General features: G+C 72.1%; 21 protein-coding genes. 16 read left to right on the forward strand and 5 right to left on the reverse strand.

Going from position 1 to position 15214, the window contains the following annotated elements; genetic code table 11:
- Positions 1-37: 37 nt before the first annotated feature.
- The 3 genes from BN1555_RS17330 to BN1555_RS17340 all read right to left on the reverse strand — a co-directional run bounded on the left by BN1555_RS17330 (position 38) and on the right by BN1555_RS17340 (position 3073).
- Complete coding sequence (locus BN1555_RS17330) at positions 38-1093, reverse strand: S1C family serine protease (protein ID WP_093800230.1); 1056 nt, start codon at positions 1091-1093, stop codon at positions 38-40.
- A 105-nt stretch (positions 1094-1198) separates the two neighbouring features.
- Complete coding sequence (locus tag BN1555_RS17335; RefSeq protein ID WP_093800231.1) at positions 1199-2227, reverse strand: LacI family DNA-binding transcriptional regulator; 1029 nt, start codon at positions 2225-2227, stop codon at positions 1199-1201.
- A 24-nt stretch (positions 2228-2251) separates the two neighbouring features.
- The gene (locus tag BN1555_RS17340) at positions 2252-3073 is read right to left on the reverse strand and encodes a response regulator transcription factor (protein ID WP_093800232.1); all 822 of its coding nucleotides are present in this window, start codon (positions 3071-3073) and stop codon (positions 2252-2254) included.
- A gap of 227 nt (positions 3074-3300) precedes the next feature.
- On the opposite strand from BN1555_RS17340, the gene BN1555_RS17345 reads away from it, so the two are divergent.
- From BN1555_RS17345 to BN1555_RS17375, 8 genes are all read left to right on the forward strand, one after another.
- Positions 3301-4152, forward strand: a complete 852-nt coding sequence (locus tag BN1555_RS17345; RefSeq protein ID WP_093800233.1) for an alpha/beta hydrolase family protein — start codon at positions 3301-3303, stop codon at positions 4150-4152.
- Positions 4153-4185: 33 nt separating this feature from the next.
- Positions 4186-4440, forward strand: coding sequence for a MoaD/ThiS family protein (locus BN1555_RS17350; protein WP_093800234.1), 255 nt, complete (start codon positions 4186-4188; stop codon positions 4438-4440).
- Positions 4441-4450: 10 nt separating this feature from the next.
- On the forward strand, positions 4451-5764 hold the full coding sequence (locus BN1555_RS17355) for a hypothetical protein (protein ID WP_255306067.1): 1314 nt from the start codon (positions 4451-4453) through the stop codon (positions 5762-5764).
- 70 nt (positions 5765-5834) lie between these two features.
- Positions 5835-6533 (forward strand): LmeA family phospholipid-binding protein, encoded by a 699-nt coding sequence (locus tag BN1555_RS17360; protein WP_093800236.1) that lies wholly within the window; start codon positions 5835-5837, stop codon positions 6531-6533.
- 163 nt (positions 6534-6696) lie between these two features.
- Entirely contained in the window at positions 6697-6780 is an 84-nt protein-coding gene (locus BN1555_RS41635) for a putative leader peptide (RefSeq protein ID WP_369689033.1), read from the forward strand.
- A gap of 178 nt (positions 6781-6958) precedes the next feature.
- Positions 6959-7798 carry a sulfurtransferase gene (locus BN1555_RS17365; protein ID WP_093800237.1) on the forward strand — a complete coding sequence of 280 codons (840 nt, stop codon included), beginning with the start codon at positions 6959-6961 and terminating at the stop codon, positions 7796-7798.
- Positions 7799-7833: 35 nt separating this feature from the next.
- Positions 7834-8121 (forward strand): DUF1416 domain-containing protein, encoded by a 288-nt coding sequence (locus BN1555_RS17370; RefSeq protein WP_093800238.1) that lies wholly within the window; start codon positions 7834-7836, stop codon positions 8119-8121.
- A 90-nt stretch (positions 8122-8211) separates the two neighbouring features.
- Entirely contained in the window at positions 8212-8472 is a 261-nt protein-coding gene (locus BN1555_RS17375) for a DUF3099 domain-containing protein (protein ID WP_093800239.1), read from the forward strand.
- A gap of 20 nt (positions 8473-8492) precedes the next feature.
- On the opposite strand, the gene BN1555_RS17380 is transcribed toward BN1555_RS17375, so the two are convergent.
- Positions 8493-8855: a DsrE family protein gene (locus BN1555_RS17380; RefSeq protein ID WP_093800240.1), complete on the reverse strand. Its 363-nt coding sequence runs from the start codon at positions 8853-8855 to the stop codon at positions 8493-8495.
- A 71-nt stretch (positions 8856-8926) separates the two neighbouring features.
- Between BN1555_RS17380 and BN1555_RS17385 the strand changes: the two genes are divergently transcribed.
- The 6 genes from BN1555_RS17385 to BN1555_RS17410 all read left to right on the forward strand — a co-directional run bounded on the left by BN1555_RS17385 (position 8927) and on the right by BN1555_RS17410 (position 12871).
- Positions 8927-9475 (forward strand): hypothetical protein, encoded by a 549-nt coding sequence (locus tag BN1555_RS17385; RefSeq protein ID WP_093800241.1) that lies wholly within the window; start codon positions 8927-8929, stop codon positions 9473-9475.
- 116 nt (positions 9476-9591) lie between these two features.
- A complete protein-coding gene (locus tag BN1555_RS39000) occupies positions 9592-9762 on the forward strand; it encodes a hypothetical protein (RefSeq protein WP_176710055.1) in 171 nt (56 codons plus the stop codon).
- Positions 9759-10703, forward strand: coding sequence for a hypothetical protein (locus BN1555_RS17390; RefSeq protein WP_176710056.1), 945 nt, complete (start codon positions 9759-9761; stop codon positions 10701-10703). Before BN1555_RS39000 ends, BN1555_RS17390 begins: the two co-directional genes overlap by 4 nt.
- A 130-nt stretch (positions 10704-10833) precedes the next feature.
- Positions 10834-11397: a heme-binding beta-barrel domain-containing protein gene (locus BN1555_RS17400; RefSeq protein ID WP_093800242.1), complete on the forward strand. Its 564-nt coding sequence runs from the start codon at positions 10834-10836 to the stop codon at positions 11395-11397.
- 46 nt (positions 11398-11443) lie between these two features.
- Positions 11444-11881, forward strand: coding sequence for a Fur family transcriptional regulator (locus BN1555_RS17405; RefSeq protein ID WP_093800243.1), 438 nt, complete (start codon positions 11444-11446; stop codon positions 11879-11881).
- Positions 11882-11890: 9 nt separating this feature from the next.
- On the forward strand, positions 11891-12871 hold the full coding sequence (locus BN1555_RS17410; RefSeq protein ID WP_093800244.1) for a CAF17-like 4Fe-4S cluster assembly/insertion protein YgfZ: 981 nt from the start codon (positions 11891-11893) through the stop codon (positions 12869-12871).
- A 79-nt stretch (positions 12872-12950) separates the two neighbouring features.
- Here the strand turns inward: BN1555_RS17410 and dtd are convergent, their stop codons facing one another.
- Positions 12951-13376, reverse strand: coding sequence for a D-aminoacyl-tRNA deacylase (gene dtd, locus BN1555_RS17415; protein ID WP_093803456.1), 426 nt, complete (start codon positions 13374-13376; stop codon positions 12951-12953).
- Positions 13377-13492: 116 nt separating this feature from the next.
- On the opposite strand from dtd, the gene BN1555_RS17420 reads away from it, so the two are divergent.
- Complete coding sequence (locus tag BN1555_RS17420; protein ID WP_093803457.1) at positions 13493-14110, forward strand: RsiG family protein; 618 nt, start codon at positions 13493-13495, stop codon at positions 14108-14110.
- Between the two features lie 71 nt (positions 14111-14181).
- Positions 14182-15147 (forward strand): asparaginase, encoded by a 966-nt coding sequence (locus BN1555_RS17425; protein ID WP_093800245.1) that lies wholly within the window; start codon positions 14182-14184, stop codon positions 15145-15147.
- Positions 15148-15214: the final 67 nt, after the last annotated feature.

The following is a 15214-nucleotide window of genomic DNA, read 5'->3' on the forward strand; positions in this document are numbered from 1 at the left end:
GCCCGTGGATCGCCTTCAGCCTCGCACGGTACGGGCGTCAGCTGTCGCCCCCGGCGCGGAGCCCGTCCAGGTCGGCCTTGACCGTGCCGACGGGGATGGCGAAGCCGAGGCCGACGCTGCCGGAAGCGGAACCGCTGGCACCGCTCGGGGCGTACATCGCGGAGTTGATGCCGATGATCTCGCCGTCCATGTTGATGAGGGCGCCACCGGAGTTGCCGGGGTTGAGGGAGGCGTCGGTCTGGATCGCCTTGTACGTCGTCTTCGACGAACCGGTGTCGCCGTTGAACTGCTGCCCGCCGAACTCGAACGGCCACTGGCCGCCGCTCCGCCCCTGCTGTTCCTGCTGCCCCTGCTGTTCCTGGCCCGGGTTCCCGTCCTTCGACACGGTCACGTCCCGGTCCAGTGCCGAGACGATTCCGCTGGTCACCGTCCCGGTCAGGCCCTCGGGCGAGCCGATCGCCACCACCTCGTCGCCGACCTCGACGTCGTCGGAGTCCCCGAGCGTCGCCGCCTTCAGACCGCTCGCGCCCCGGAGCTCGATGAGGGCGAGGTCCTTGTCGGGGTCGGTGCCGACGACATCGGCGGTGTACGTCCTGCCGCTGCTCAGCTCGACCTTGACGGAGGAGGCGCCCGAGACGACGTGGTTGTTCGTGATGATCTCGCCGTCGGCGGTGATGATCACCCCGGAGCCGGTGGAGGCGCCGGAGGCCGACGTCGCGCTGATCTCCACGATGCTCGGGCTCACGGCCTGCGCGACCCCGGCGACGGTGCCCTTGCTGCTCTGCGAGACGGTCGTACCGCTGACGCCGTTGCCGCCGGTGACGGGGTCCGGGCCGGCCAGGCGCTCCGCGAGGGCCGCCGTGCCACCGCCGATCGCGGCGGCGACGATGGCGACCGCCGTCAGCAGCGCCACGGGCCGCCGGGCCCGCCGGGGCGCGGCGACAGGAGGCGCGTACGCGGGCGGCGGCGGATACGCGGCGCCGTACGGCGGTGCCTCGGACCCGGCGCCGTCCCCGGCGCGCTGCCGGGGGACGAAGGAGGGCTGCTGCTCGGGCTCGGGGTACTCGCCGCTGCGGCGGGGGCTCTCGGTCATGTCCCAGAGCCTGGTCGGCGCTCATGAGAACCGTCTGAGGAGCCGCTGAGAAGCCCGACAGAACCGCGTATGTCCCATGTAAAGAGAGCTGCGGCACGAGGAGAGCTACGTCGCCGGGCAGCCGCAGGAACGGCGCACCACCAGCGCCGACGGGAACTGCTTCAGCCGCTCGCGCCGCGACCCCGCCACCCGCAGCGAATCGTCCAGCACCAGGTCCACCGCCGCTCGCGCCATCGCCGGCCGGTCGGAGTACACCGTCGTCAGCGGCGGATCGGTGAGCGCCGCTTCCTTCACGTCGTCGAAGGCGGCCACCGCCAGCTCGCCCGGTACGTCGATGCGCAGCTCACGCGCGGCCCGCAGCACGCCGATCGCCTGGTCGTCCGTGGAGCAGAAGATCGCGGGCGGCCGGTCCGGCCCCGCGAGCAGCTTCAGGGCGACCTGGTAGGCGTCGTACCTGTTGTACGGAGCCTGGAAGAGGCGGCCCTCGGTGGACCGCCCCGATTCCCGCATCGCCCGGCGCCAGCCCACGACGTGGTCGGCCACCGGGTCGCCGACCATGGGCGTCGACTCCATGCCGCCCAGGCAGGCGACGTACGGATGACCGTGCTCCAGGAGGTGGCGGGTGGCGAGCTGCGCGCCGCCGATGTTGTCCGTGACGACCGCCACGTCGTCGATCGTCTCGGGCCGCTCGTGCAGCAGCACCACGCGCGCGTCCCACGCCTCGATCTCGGCGGCCGCCCACTCGCTCGGGCCCTGGCTGACCAGGATCAGGCCGGAGACCCGCATGCCGAGGAAGGCCCGCAGGTAGTGGACCTCGCGCTCGTCGCGGTAGTCGGAGTTGCCGACGAGGACCATCTTCCCGCGGTCGGCGGCGGCCTGTTCGACCGCGTGCGTCATCTCCGCGAAGAACGGCTGCCGCGCGTCGGGGACGATCATGCCTATGAGGTCGGTGCGGCGGGACGCCATGGCCTGCGCGACCCGGTCCGGCCGGTAGCCGAGCTCCTTGATCGCGGCGAGGACACGCTCGCGCGTGGCCGGGGCGACCGGCCGGGGTCCGTTGTTGATGACGTAACTGACGACCGCGGTCGAAGTCCCCGCCAGTCGCGCCACATCGTCCCGCGTCACCTTGGCCACGCGCGGCAGTCTACGCGGGGTGACCTACCGCTGGGCAGGTCGTACGGTGGCTTCCTCCCGGGGGGTGGCGTCCGCGGCGGCGTCGGGAACGGTGTCCGTCACACGGGTGACGGTCTCGGGTGCCGCTTTCCGCCCGGTCTTGGCCCGGACCTCCTCGGCGGCCGCCCGCTCGACCTTCTCGGGGGTCACAAAGCGGTAGCCCACGTTGCGTACGGTCCCGATCAGCGACTCGTGCTCGGGGCCGAGCTTGGCGCGCAGCCGCCGTACGTGCACGTCGACCGTGCGCGTACCGCCGAAGTAGTCGTAGCCCCACACCTCCTGGAGGAGCTGTGCGCGCGTGAAGACCCGGCCGGGGTGCTGCGCCAGGTACTTCAGCAGCTCGAACTCCTTGAAGGTCAGGTCCAGGACCCGCCCCTTCAGCTTCGCGCTGTACGTCGCCTCGTCGACCGACAGGTCGCCGTTGCGGATCTCCATCGGGGAGTCGTCGGAGGTGATCTGCCGGCGGCCCGTCGCGAGCCGCAGCCGTGCCTCGACCTCGGCCGGACCCGCGGTGTCGAGCAGTACGTCGTCGATGCCCCAGTCGGCGGTGACGGCCGCCAGGCCGCCCTCCGTCACGACGAGGATCAGCGGGCAGCCGGGGCCGGTGGACCGCAGCAGCTGGCACAGCGATCTGACCTGCGGGAGGTCGCGACGGCCGTCGATCAGTATGACGTCGGCACCGGGGGTGTCGACGAGGGCCGGGCCCTCGGCGGGGGCCACCCGCACGCTGTGCAGAAGCAGGCCGAGGGCGGGGAGCACCTCCGTCGACGGCTGGAGGGCATTGGTCAGGAGCAGCAGAGAACTCATCGTCGGCCACCTGCCCGGGTCGTCCGGTCATGCACGGTTCGCTCGCCCATTACGTCGGTTCCTCCTCGGTCCCTGCGAGGACGTATGCGGCACTGCTTCGTACTTCGTGCGGTGCGGTTCCACGCCCTGGGACCGCACCGCGTCATCTGTCCGTAACAACGGTCAGAAAACACAAAAGGACCCGGGGGCAACGTTGCCCAGGTCCTGTGCCCAGCACAATAGCTCACATGAGTTCCGTGCCGGAGGACCGGTTCCGCAGATCACCTGTTCCCTTGATCACGCACGGGGCCCGGCGCACGGTTCTGCGGGCGGACGACGGGGTGCGTGTCGAGGCGCTGTACGAGCCGTCGCCGGGCGGCGGGACCGCCGGCCCCGCGATCGTCGTCGCACACGGCTTCACGGGCTCCCTGGACCGGCCCGCGGTACGGCGCGCGGCCCAGGTGTTCCGGCAGTACGCAGCCGTGATCACGTTCTCGTTCCGGGGTCACGGCGGCTCCGGCGGGCGCTCCACGGTCGGCGACCGCGAGGTCCTCGACCTGGCGGCGGCGGTCCGCTGGGCGCGCTCGCTGGGGCACGGGAAGGTGGCCACGGTGGGCTTCTCGATGGGCGGCTCGGTGGCCGTCCGGCACGCGGCGCTGTACGGGGACGGGAGCGGCTCCGCGCACGGGGGGCGCACAGAAGCGAACACGGCCGCGCACGCCGACGCGGTCGCGGCCGTCAGCGCCCCCGCCCGCTGGTACTACCGGGGCACGGCGCCGATGCGGCGGCTGCACTGGGTGGTCACCCGCCCCGCCGGGCGGCTCGTCGGGCGGGTCGGGCTGCGCACCCGGATCCACCCCCGGGACTGGGACCCCGTGCCGCTCCCGCCGGTCGAGGCGGCGGCCCGGCTCGGTACGACGCCGCTGCTGGTCGTGCACGGCGACCGCGACCCGTACTTCCCCCTGGACCACCCGCGCATGCTCGCCGGTGCCGCGGGCGACCGGGGCGAACTGTGGATCGAGCCCGGCATGGGCCACGCCGAGAACGCGGCCGCGGAGACACTCCTCACCCGCATCGGCGCCTGGCTGGTGGCGGCATAGCCCATCATGGAAGCCGACGAAAGGAGCGCCGTTATGGCAGCGGGCACCATCCGCTACTGGGCCGCGGCCAAGGCCGCGGCCGGGACCGCCGAGGAGCCGTACGCGGCCGGGACGCTCGCCGAGGCGCTCGACGCGGTGCGCGACCGGCACCCCGGAGAGCTGACGCGCGTACTCCAGCGGTGTTCGTTCCTCATCGACGGCGCCCCCGTCGGCACCCGCCCCCATGAGACCGTACGGCTGGCCGAGGGCGGCACGGTCGAGGTGCTCCCGCCGTTCGCAGGAGGATGACCCCCACACCATGAGCAACCAGCAGCCGTACCCCTACGACGGACGCGACGGACGCGACGGCCACCAGGAGCCGCACCCGTCCGCGCAGGAGCCGTACACCCAGACGTGGGACGGGCCGACCTGGGACACCCAGTACCAGCCGGTCCAGCAGCCGTACCGGCCGCAGGAGCAGTCCGCGGCCGGCACGGCGTATCCGGCGTACCCGGCCCACCCCTCGGACCTCTCGGACCCGTCGCCCCGCAACGGCGCGTACGCGCCGCCGCCCGAGGCCCAGGGCGCGTACGACCCGTACCCGCAGGCCCAGGGCGCGTACGACCCGTACCCGCAGGACCCGGCGGCACACGACCCGGCGGCCCCGGCATCCGGCGCGTACGGCTACCCGGCGGCGGCGGCACCCGGCGCGTACGGCTACCCGGCGGCGGCGTACGACCCCGCCCCGGCGCCCGCGCCCGCGGCGGCCCCGGCTGCCGCCTCCCGCTCCACCGACCACACGGCGTACAGCGCGCCCACCACCCTGGGCAACGCACGTCCCCTGGCTTCCGGTTCCGCTCGGACCGGGGAGGCCCCGCTCACCGCCGCCCAGCGCGCCCGCGCCGAAGGCCGGTCGCCTATCATCGCGCCCGGGATGCAGCCGGCCGCCCTGACCGCCGGGCTCTCGCTGCTGCTCGCCGGCACGGCGGCCGTCGGCCCGTACGCCCTGCTCGTGCCGCTCGTACTGCTCCAGGCCGTCACCGCGGCCGGCTGGTTCCGGCTCAACGGCATGTGGCCCGCCCGCCAGGGCATCGCGCTCGCCTTCCTCGGCGGCGTCACCGCCGACATCGTGCTGCTGGCCGTCGGCGCCGAGCACGCGCCCGCCGCGATCATCGGCACGCTCGGTGTCTGGGTGCTGCTCGCGCTCGTCCTCCAGCTGCGCAACCGCGCCCCCGCCGACGAACGGATGTACGGCCTGACGGCCACCGTCACCTCGGCCGCCCTCGCGGTACTCGCCGCGGGCCACCTCACGGCGGCCCCCGAGGCCGTGACCGTCGGGGGCGTGGCCGTCGCCGTCGCCGCACTGGCCCGCGCGCTGCCGCTGTCCGGCGTCGCGTCGGTCGTCGTCGCGCTGCTCGCCGCCACCGGCGCCGGGGTCGCGGTCGGCGGGACGGCGGACGTGGGCGCCGGGGGCGCTCTGCTCGGGCTCGCGGCCGGGGGGTGCGCGCTGATCGGCCTGCGCGTGGCCAGCTACGACTACCCGTCCCGCTTCGTCCACATGACGGCCGGAGTGGCCCTGCCCCTGACCGCCGCGGCCCCCGCCGCGTACCTGATCGGCCGGATCATCACCTGATCCTTACGCTACCTGGCAGTAGGCTCGTGATCGTCAAGACGAGCCGGTCGACTCGGGGGATCCGTAAACAATGCGTGCGCTGCGAATACTGCTGGTCGTCGCCGTGATCCTCGGCGGCATCTTCGTCGCCCTGGACCGCCTGGCGGTCGGCATGGCCGAGTCCGAGGTCGCGAAGCGCCTCCAGAGCAGGCAGGGCCTGACCGGCACGGCAGACGTGTCCATCAAGGGATTTCCCTTCCTGACGCAGGTCGCCGCCAAGCGATTCGACCAGGTCGACGTCACCCTCAGGGGCATCGAGGCGAGCACCGCCGGCCACCGGCTCCGGATCAGCGAGATGACCGCCGAGCTCCACGACGTGAGGGTGCGGGGCGGCGTCACCGACTTCGCCGGCGCGACGGCGGATCGCGCCACCGGCGGGGCCCTCGTCTCGTACGGGGACCTGTCCGAGGCCGCCGAGGACGACATCTCCCTCTCCTACGGCGGCAACGGCAAGGTGAAGGTCACCGGCTCCGTCGACGTCCTCGGCCGCAAGATCACACGCAGTGTGCTGTCCAGCGTGAGCCTGGCCGACGGCGACACCATCCGGGTGCGGGCGGACGAGGTGCCCGGCGAGGGCATCCCCGGGCTGGAGGGGATGATCCGCGAGAGGACCGACTTCGACCGGCAGGTCAGCGGGCTGCCCGAAGGCATGGAGCTCGAAAAGGTCGAAGCGACGAAGGACGGGGCGAAGATCTCCGTCACCGGCACGGACGTGGCCCTCGCCGGATAGTGAGACACCCGCGTCCGCCCCTCAGGAAGCGGACGGGCGCGGGCCCCGCGACCGCCTGGAACGGTGGCCTCGCACCCCTCCCCGTCCCACATCACGGACGATCGCGTCTCACCATCCGACACGCCGGTGACATGCCGGTCGTGACGTCCCTACGATCGGTCCCATGCAGCAGCGACAGGCGGACCTCACGAAGCGGCGGGCAGTAGACCTGTGCCGCGTCGCCGCCATGCTCTGTCGCACTGTCTGAGCGGGTTCTGGCCGGAACAGCCTCCGGCGCCCGCCTTCCCCGGCCCTGCGACCGACCGACCGAACGAACCGGCGACGTCGAAGTCGGGGCCGTCCCGTGCCGCCGTACGCCGTCCCGTTCCGCGTACCCGCACACCCCCTCGCGCACAACCGCCGCACCTGCCCCGGAGGAGAACAGCATGAGCCGCAGCGACGTCCTGGTAGACGCAGACTGGGTCGAGGCCCACATCGACGACCCGAAGGTCGCCATCGTCGAGGTCGACGAAGACACCTCGGCGTACGAGAAGAACCACATCCGCAACGCGATCCGCATCGACTGGACCAAGGATCTCCAGGACCCGGTCCGCCGCGACTTCGTCGACCAGGCCGGTTTCGAGAAGCTCCTCTCCGAGAAGGGCATCGCGAACGACACGACGGTCGTCCTCTACGGCGGCAACAACAACTGGTTCGCGTCGTACGCCTTCTGGTACTTCAAGCTTTACGGCCACCAGGACGTCCGCCTCCTCGACGGCGGCCGCAAGAAGTGGGAGCTCGACTCCCGCGACCTGGTCGCGGAGGTCCCCGAGCGCCCGGCCACGCAGTACAAGGCCAAGCCGCAGGACACCTCGATCCGCGCCTTCCGCGACGACGTCGTGGCCGCGATCGACAGCCAGAACCTCGTCGACGTGCGCTCGCCCGACGAGTTCAGCGGCAAGCTGCTCGCCCCGGCCCACCTCCCGCAGGAGCAGTCGCAGCGCCCGGGCCACGTCCCGTCCGCCCGCAACATCCCGTGGTCGAAGAACGCCAACGACGACGGCACCTTCAAGTCCGACGAAGAGCTCAAGGCCCTGTACGAGGCCGAGCAGGTCGACCTGGCCAAGGACACCATCGCGTACTGCCGCATCGGTGAGCGCTCGGCCCTGACCTGGTTCGTCCTGCACGAGCTGCTCGGTGTCGACAACGTCAAGAACTACGACGGCTCGTGGACCGAGTACGGCTCGCTGGTCGGCGTGCCGATCGAGCTCGGCGCCAGCAAGTAACTCCTCCCGACCGCGACTTGAAGGACGGATTCAACATGTGTGGAGCAAAGGCCGGCGGCCCCGACGCCTCGACGATCAAGCCCGGTGAGACCACCATCCAGGGCAGCGTGACCCGCGACGGCGAGCCCGTCACCGGTTACGTCCGTCTCCTGGACTCGACCGGCGAGTTCACCGCCGAGGTCCCGACCTCGGCCACGGGCCAGTTCCGCTTCTACGCGGCCGAGGGCACGTGGACCGTCCGCGCGCTGGTCCCGGGCGGCACGGCCGACCGTACGGTCGTCGCCCGGACGGGCGGTCTCGCGGAGGTCGCGATCGCCGTCTGACGAGGCGCTTTCTGCTGGCCGGAGGGCCGCACCCCAGGGGGTTGGACGCTACCTGGACCGGGTGCGGCCCTTCGGTCGTACCGTGGAGGTATGTACGCGCGGCGCCGTCACGCTTATTTCCTGCTGATGGGCGGATGCATCGCCCTCTTCGTCTCCGCCTGGGCCCTCGTACGGCTGTGGTCCGTGCCGGTGGCCGTGGGGATGTGCTTCGTCGCCATGGTCATTCCGCCGGTCGCGGCGGTGGTCGCCAACCGGCGGGGGCCGGAGGACCGCTGGTGGGACGATCCGTCCGGGGACCCGACGTCCGACGAGTGGTGGGACGAACTGGACGGCAAGAAGCACCGTCGGTGAGCGCTCGGTAGGCGTCGGTATCAGTAGACGAGGGACTGGACGCCGTCCGCCATGACCTCGCTGACGAAGACCTGGGCGCCCGCGATCCGTACGCCCTCGATCACGTCCTTCTCGGTGATCTCGCGCCGCGCCGCGCACTGCGTGCACAGCGTGATCTGGCCCGCCGCCGTGATCGACTCGATCAGGTCCGGCAGCGGCGCCGCGTGCGGCAGCTCGAACTCCGCCGCGCGCCCCGGCAGCGCGAACCACGAGGACTCGCCGGTCAGCCAGAGCGAGACCTCGACCCCGCTGGCCACGGCCACCGCCGCCACCGTGAACGCCTGCGAACACCGCTCGGGGGCGTCGGCCCCGGCGGTCACCTTGATCACGAGCTTTTTCGCCATGCCCGAACTGTAATCCGCCGCCGTACGACGCTGCTGATCGCCACAGCGGCGGTACTCGGCGTGGTCGCGGGGTGATCACCGGTTACGTCGTGCAGTACGACCGTGAGCCGACCCCGCTGCCGCCGCTGTCGCAGCCGGACCTGCGTGACCCGAAGGACGCCCCCGTGGCCGTGGAAGCCTCGCCGTCCCCACCGTGGGCTGCTCGTCGGCGTGTCGGCCGCGCTGGCCGCCGCCGTGTCGGGGCCGGTGTGTGGGCCGTGGACAGCCTCGGCGACGCCGACCGCACTGCGCCGACTGTCGTCTGGGCGGAACCGGCCGACTCGGCGGACCGCACGGAGGGCGAGGGCGCGGCCAAGCAGCCGGAGGGGCTCGCCGCCAGTCTCCTGCCGGTGCCGTACTCGTACGAACTGGGCCCGGACATCGACGATTACGGCAACGACAGCAGCCTCACGCGACGGCAGGCCGTCGCGGTCTTCAAGGAGGGCTCGCGCGGCCTGCCCTCCGCCCAGCGCAACAAGCGCAACAAGGCGGTCGACAAGCTGAAGCTCCAGGGCATCGCAATGCGCGGCTACCGCGCTTCCGACGGTGGCCTGGTCTCGAGACCCGGCTCGCCCGAATAGAGAACACCACCAACGGCCGGGCGCCGGCCGGCTTCCGGAGCGCCTCCGCCGACGCTCTGGGCATCTTCCGCAAGGGTCCCGAGGTCCGGGGGTTCAAGAACGCCAAGTGCTTCTTGATGCCGAAGGACTCCGAGTCGAAGCTCGACGCCATGTTCTGCAGCGCCTACGAGGGCGATGTGCTGGTGAGCACGTTCGCGTACGGGACCAAGCCGTTCGAAGCCGAAGAGGCCGCGACGATGCTCAGCGAGCAGCCGGTCCGTCCGAAGACCCCTGGGGAGTTCGTGTGACCGGCCATCAGTCCGCGGCGCCTCCCGTGCCCGCACAGGTCATCTCCCCGCCACCGCCCGAGCAGCCGCCCGCCCGGCCGAGTCGGCGCGGGCTGCGCGCGGTCCTGCGCTGGACGGTGGCGGTCCTCGTCTTCGGGGTGTCCGGCGCGGGTGTCGCGTACGGAGTCACGGAGAAGACGCGCACCGGCGTTCCGGGGCTCCGTACCGAGGACGACGGCCCCTGGGTCTGCCCGAAGCTGGCCAAGCCCGTCCTGCCGGCCGGCGCCGGGCGGCCCTTCGACGAAGGCAACCCGGGCGAGAAGCACTACGCCGACCCGGCGGCGTTGCCGCTTCCCGCCCCGGCGCGCGCGAAGCCCGACCCGGCGTTCAAGGGCGCCGGTCACCGGGTCCCGGCCGCGCTCTACCTCAAGGAGTACGCCGAGGAGGAGCGGGCCGGTATGGCGCAGGATCTCGCCGACGGCGGCCTGCTCGATGTGACGGCCCGTGGCTGGACCGTGCCGGATTCGACCTCGTCCCGGATCTACCTGGTCCGTTTCCGGTCGGGTGCCTTCGCCGAGGCGTTCTTCTCCGACCACATGGGAGGCGGCGCCGATGCCGGCCTGCTGGTGAACGGTGTGGAGGACGCGGCTCTGCTGGACGAGTCGCATCCGTCCGACGCGATGGTGGCTTCGACGGAGGTGTACGTGTACGACGAGACGGCGCCGCGCGGTCCGGTGCACGTCCGGCACGGGTACATCCGGGCCGGCGACACGGTCGCCCTGATCGTCCAGTCGAGGAAGGGAACCGCGGCCGCTGTGCCCTTCCACCAGACGGTGGTGCTCCGGAACCAGCTCCTCGGCCGAGCCGTGGAGCCCTCGCAGACAAGGCCGGGCCCCCGCCGACTAAGCTGGGGCCCGGCCCCGTACCGCCCACCGCTCGTGCAAGGAGCACCCCCGTGCTGACGATTTTCTTCGAAGCCCTGCTGGTTCTGGTCTGCGTCGGTGTTCTGGCCTTCGCCGGTCTGACCGTGAAGAAGCTCTACCAGGGTCAGCGCTAACCCACCCCTCCCCTCACAGATCGCCTGAGCAGCTCATGATCGAGATCCCGTCCGACCTCCACCCGGACCTCGTCCCCCTCGTCTTCCTCCTCGGAAACTGGGAAGGCGCGGGTGTCTTCGACTTCCCCGGTGACGAGAAGGCCAATTTCGGCCAGGAAGTCACCTTCTCCCACGACGGCCGGGACTTCCTCGAGTACGTCTCGCGCACCTGGGTGCTCGACAGCGAGGGCAAGAAGGTCCGCCCGCTGGAGAGCGAGACCGGCTACTGGCGCATCGACAAGGACCGCAAGGTCGAGGTCGTCATGATCCGCGACCAGGGCGTCGTCGAGATCTGGTACGGCGAGCTGGCGGACCAGAAGCCGCAGATCGACCTGGTGACGGACGCCGTGGCGCGTACCGCCGCCTCGGGGCCGTACACCGGCGGCAAGCGTCTCTACGGCTACGTCAAGAGCGACCTGATGTGGGTCGGCGAGAAGGCGACCCCGGACGTCGAGCTGCGCCCCTACATGTCGGCGCACCTGAAGAAGGTCGTCGACCCGAGGGAGTGGGCGAAGGACCTCAAGGACCTGCCCGACGACGGAATCGCCTTCTTCAAGTAGGCCGTACGCACCTTCGGTCGCTCGCCGCGCTGCCTACACTGGGCACGTGGTGAGCACCGACTGGAAAAGCGACCTGCGGCAGCGCGGCTACCGGCTGACGCCCCAGCGCCAGCTCGTCCTGGAGGCCGTGGACGCCCTGGAACACGCGACGCCCGACGACATCCTCGTCGAGGTGCGCAAAACGGCGTCCGGCGTGAACATCTCCACGGTGTACCGGACCCTTGAGCTCCTGGAGGAGCTGGGTCTGGTCAGCCACGCCCATCTGGGGCACGGAGCCCCGACGTACCACCTGGCGGACCGCCACCACCACATCCACCTGGTGTGCCGCGACTGTACGAACGTGATCGAGGCCGACATCGAGATCGCCGCCGACTTCACCGCCAAACTGCGCGAGACGTTCGGCTTCGAGACGGACATGAAGCACTTCGCGATCTTCGGGTGCTGCGAGAAGTGCGCCGCACAGGCTTCGACCACCGGGTCGTAGGCTGGCCGCATGCTGCGACACTCACCGACCAGCCCCTTGCTGTCCCTGCCCGGCGCCGTCCCCGCCGAAGGGCGTGACGAAGGCGTCGCCGCGCACTACGGAGACCTGTTCCGCGAGCAGCGCGCGCTCGCCGGCGGCGCCGGTTTCGTCGACCTGTCCCACCGAGGCGTCGTCACCGTCACCGGGGACGACCGGCTGAGCTGGCTGCACCTGCTGCTCACGCAGCACGTCAGCGAGCTCCCGGCCGGCCGGGCCACCGAGGCGCTGATCCTCACCGCGCACGGCCACGTCGAGCACGCGATGTACCTCGTCGACGACGGCGAGACGGTGTGGATGCACGTCGAGCCGGGCACGCAGGGCGATCTCCTCGCGTACCTGGAGTCGATGAAGTTCTTCTACCGGGTGGAGACCGCCGACCGTACCGAGGACTTCGCGGTCGTCCACCTGCCGGCCGGATCCATCGCCGAGGTGCCCGGGGGCGTGGCCGTACGGGAGACGCCGCACGGCCGGGACCTCTTCCTGCCGCGGGGCGAGCTGGAGGCGTACGCCGGGGCCCACGGTCCGGCGGCCGGCATCCTGGCGTACGAGGCCCTGCGCGTCGAGGCGCACCGGCCCCGGCTGGGCTTCGAGACCGACCACCGCACCATCCCGCACGAGCTGGGCTGGATCGGCAGCGCCGTACACCTCCAGAAGGGCTGCTACCGGGGCCAGGAGACCGTCGCCCGGGTGCAGAACCTGGGGAAGCCGCCGCGGCGCCTGGTCTTCCTGCACCTGGACGGCAGCGAGGTCCTGCTGCCGCCGCCCGGTACGCCGGTGCGGCTCGCGGCGGACGGCGAGGAGGGCCGTCAGCTCGGCTTCGTCACCACTTCGGCCCGTCACCACGAGCTGGGGCCGATCGCCCTCGCGCTGGTCAAGCGCAACGTGCCGGTGGACGCGGAGCTGATGGCGGGCGACACGGCCGCGGCGCAGGAAGTCGTCGTAGAGCCGTAGCGGCAGCCGCGGCGGTCGCGGCGGTCGCGGCGGTCCTCCTCCGCCTCGGAGCCGCCGCCCCGGGCCGCCCCCGGCGGCCTCAGACCTCGATCAGTACCGTGAACGGGCCGTCGTTCGTGAGCGAGACCCGCATCTCCGCTCCGAACCGGCCCGTCTCCACGTGGGCGCCCAGGGCGCGGAGCTGCGCCACGACCTCGTCGACCAGCGGTTCGGCGACGTCGCCGGGGGCCGCGGCGTTCCAGGTCGGGCGGCGGCCCTTGCGGGCGTCCCCGTAGAGGGTGAACTGTGAGATGACCAGAAGCGGCGCGTTCACGTCGGAGCAGGATTTCTCGCCCGCGAGGATCCGGACCGACCACAGCTTCCGGGCGAGCTGTGCGGCCTTGTCCGCCGTGTCCTCGTGGGTGACTCCCACCAGCACACACAGCCCTTCGCCGACGATCTCGCCGACCGTCCGGCCCGCCACGACGACGCTCGCGCCGTCGACCCTCTGCACCACTGCACGCATGTGGACCAATCTATCGGGGGCCGAACGGGCGTAGAGCACCTGCAGGGTGGCAGTCAGGAGTGGCACGATGCACGGAGGCGGTGCGCGCCGCACCGGTCGAGGGGACGGAACACTTCATGAGCACACCTGGCGCCGGGCAGTCGCCCGGGCCCGTACCTATGCCGATGAGCCGGCTGGCGGCTTCCGCTTCCGCCGCACGACCACCGGCTCAGCGGACCGGCGAGAGTACGGGCAACGCCTTCGCGGCCGACCGGAAGAAGCACGATCTCGCCGTGCTGGGGCTGCCGGAGCTGCGCGCCCTGCGCCGTGACTCGCAGCGCGACGAGGCGGACCTCAGCTATGTGCGGCGTCTGCTGCACGGGCGGATCGACATCCTGCGGGCCGAGCTGGCGCGGCGTACGGGGCCGGAGTCCCCGGTCGTCGACCGGCTCTCGGAGATCCTCGCCGACGCCCCGTCGCAGCACCGTTCCTCCGCCCGGCACGTCACGCTCTCCACACCGCGCAGCGAGGAGTCCCGGCAGCTGGCCGCCGAGATGCTCGCCGAGGTCGAGCTCTCGGACCTCGGCGCCCGTACGGACGAGGAGCTGCACGCGGCCATGGTGCGGCTCGTCCGCTACGAACAGCAGGTCTCGCGCCGCCGGCAGCTCCTCCAGCGGACGGCGGACGATTGCAGCACCGAGATCGCCCGCAGGTACCGTGATGGTGAAGCACAAGTAGACGACCTGCTGACCTGAAGCTGACCCGAGGCCGCGATCCGGCCGGCTCCGCCTCGGAGAGGCCGGTCCCGCCCCGGAAGGTCGCCCCCATGTCCTCCAGCACCGCCGCCGCTGCCATATCCCCGGTCCTCGCGGAAGTCGTTCGTTCCGGTTTCGTCGAGGGCCGTCACCGGGGTTCGCTCGTCGTCCTGGCGGCGGACGGCAGTGTGGAGCTGGTGGTCGGGGACCCGCACGCCCCGGTCTTCCCGCGCTCCAGCAACAAGCCGATGCAGGCGGCGGCGGTGGTGCGGGCCGGGCTCGACCTGTCGGGCGAGCGGCTGGCGCTGGCGGCCGCGAGCCACTCGGGGGAGCGGTTCCAGCTGGATCTCGTACGGAAGATGCTGGCGGAGCACGGGCTCACCGAGGCGGACCTCCAGACCCCGCCGGACCTGCCGCTGGACCCGGTGGAGGCGGAGGCGTACCTGGCCGCGGGCGGGGTGCGGGAGCGGCTCACCATGAACTGCTCGGGCAAGCACGCGGCGATGCTGGCGGTCTGCGCGCTGAACGGGTGGGACGCGGACTCCTACCTGGACCCGGCTCATCCGCTTCAGCGGCTCGTGCTGAAGGTGGTCGAGGAGGCGAGCGGCGAGCGCGTCACGGCGGTCGGGACCGACGGCTGCGGCGCGCCTCTGATGGCGATCAGCCTGACCGGGCTCGCGCGGGCCTTCCGCCACTTCGTCCTGGCCGGGCAGGGCACGGCGGAGCGCCGCGTCGCGGACGCGATGCGGGCGCACCCCGAGTACGTCGCGGGTACGCGCCGCCCCGACACCTGGCTGATGCGCGAGGTGCCGGGCACGCTGTCCAAGATGGGCGCCGAGGCGGTGCAGGCGGTGGCCCTGCCGGACGGCCGGGCCCTCGCGTTCAAGGTCGACGACGGTGCGACGCGGGCGCTGGGGCCGGTGCTGGCACGGGCGCTGCGGCGGCTCGGTGTGGACGCGCCGGTGGTGGACCGGATCGGGCGGGTGCCGCTGATGGGCGGGGCGGCCGAGGTCGGGGAGATACGCGCGGCGTTCTGAGGCCGTCGGGAGCGGCCGGGACGGCCACAGAGGGGTCGGGAGCGGCCGGAAGCCGGCCGGGGGCGGG

Source organism: Streptomyces sp. Wb2n-11, assembly GCF_001049855.1.
In the GTDB taxonomy this organism is placed as follows: domain Bacteria; phylum Actinomycetota; class Actinomycetes; order Streptomycetales; family Streptomycetaceae; genus Streptomyces; species Streptomyces altiplanensis.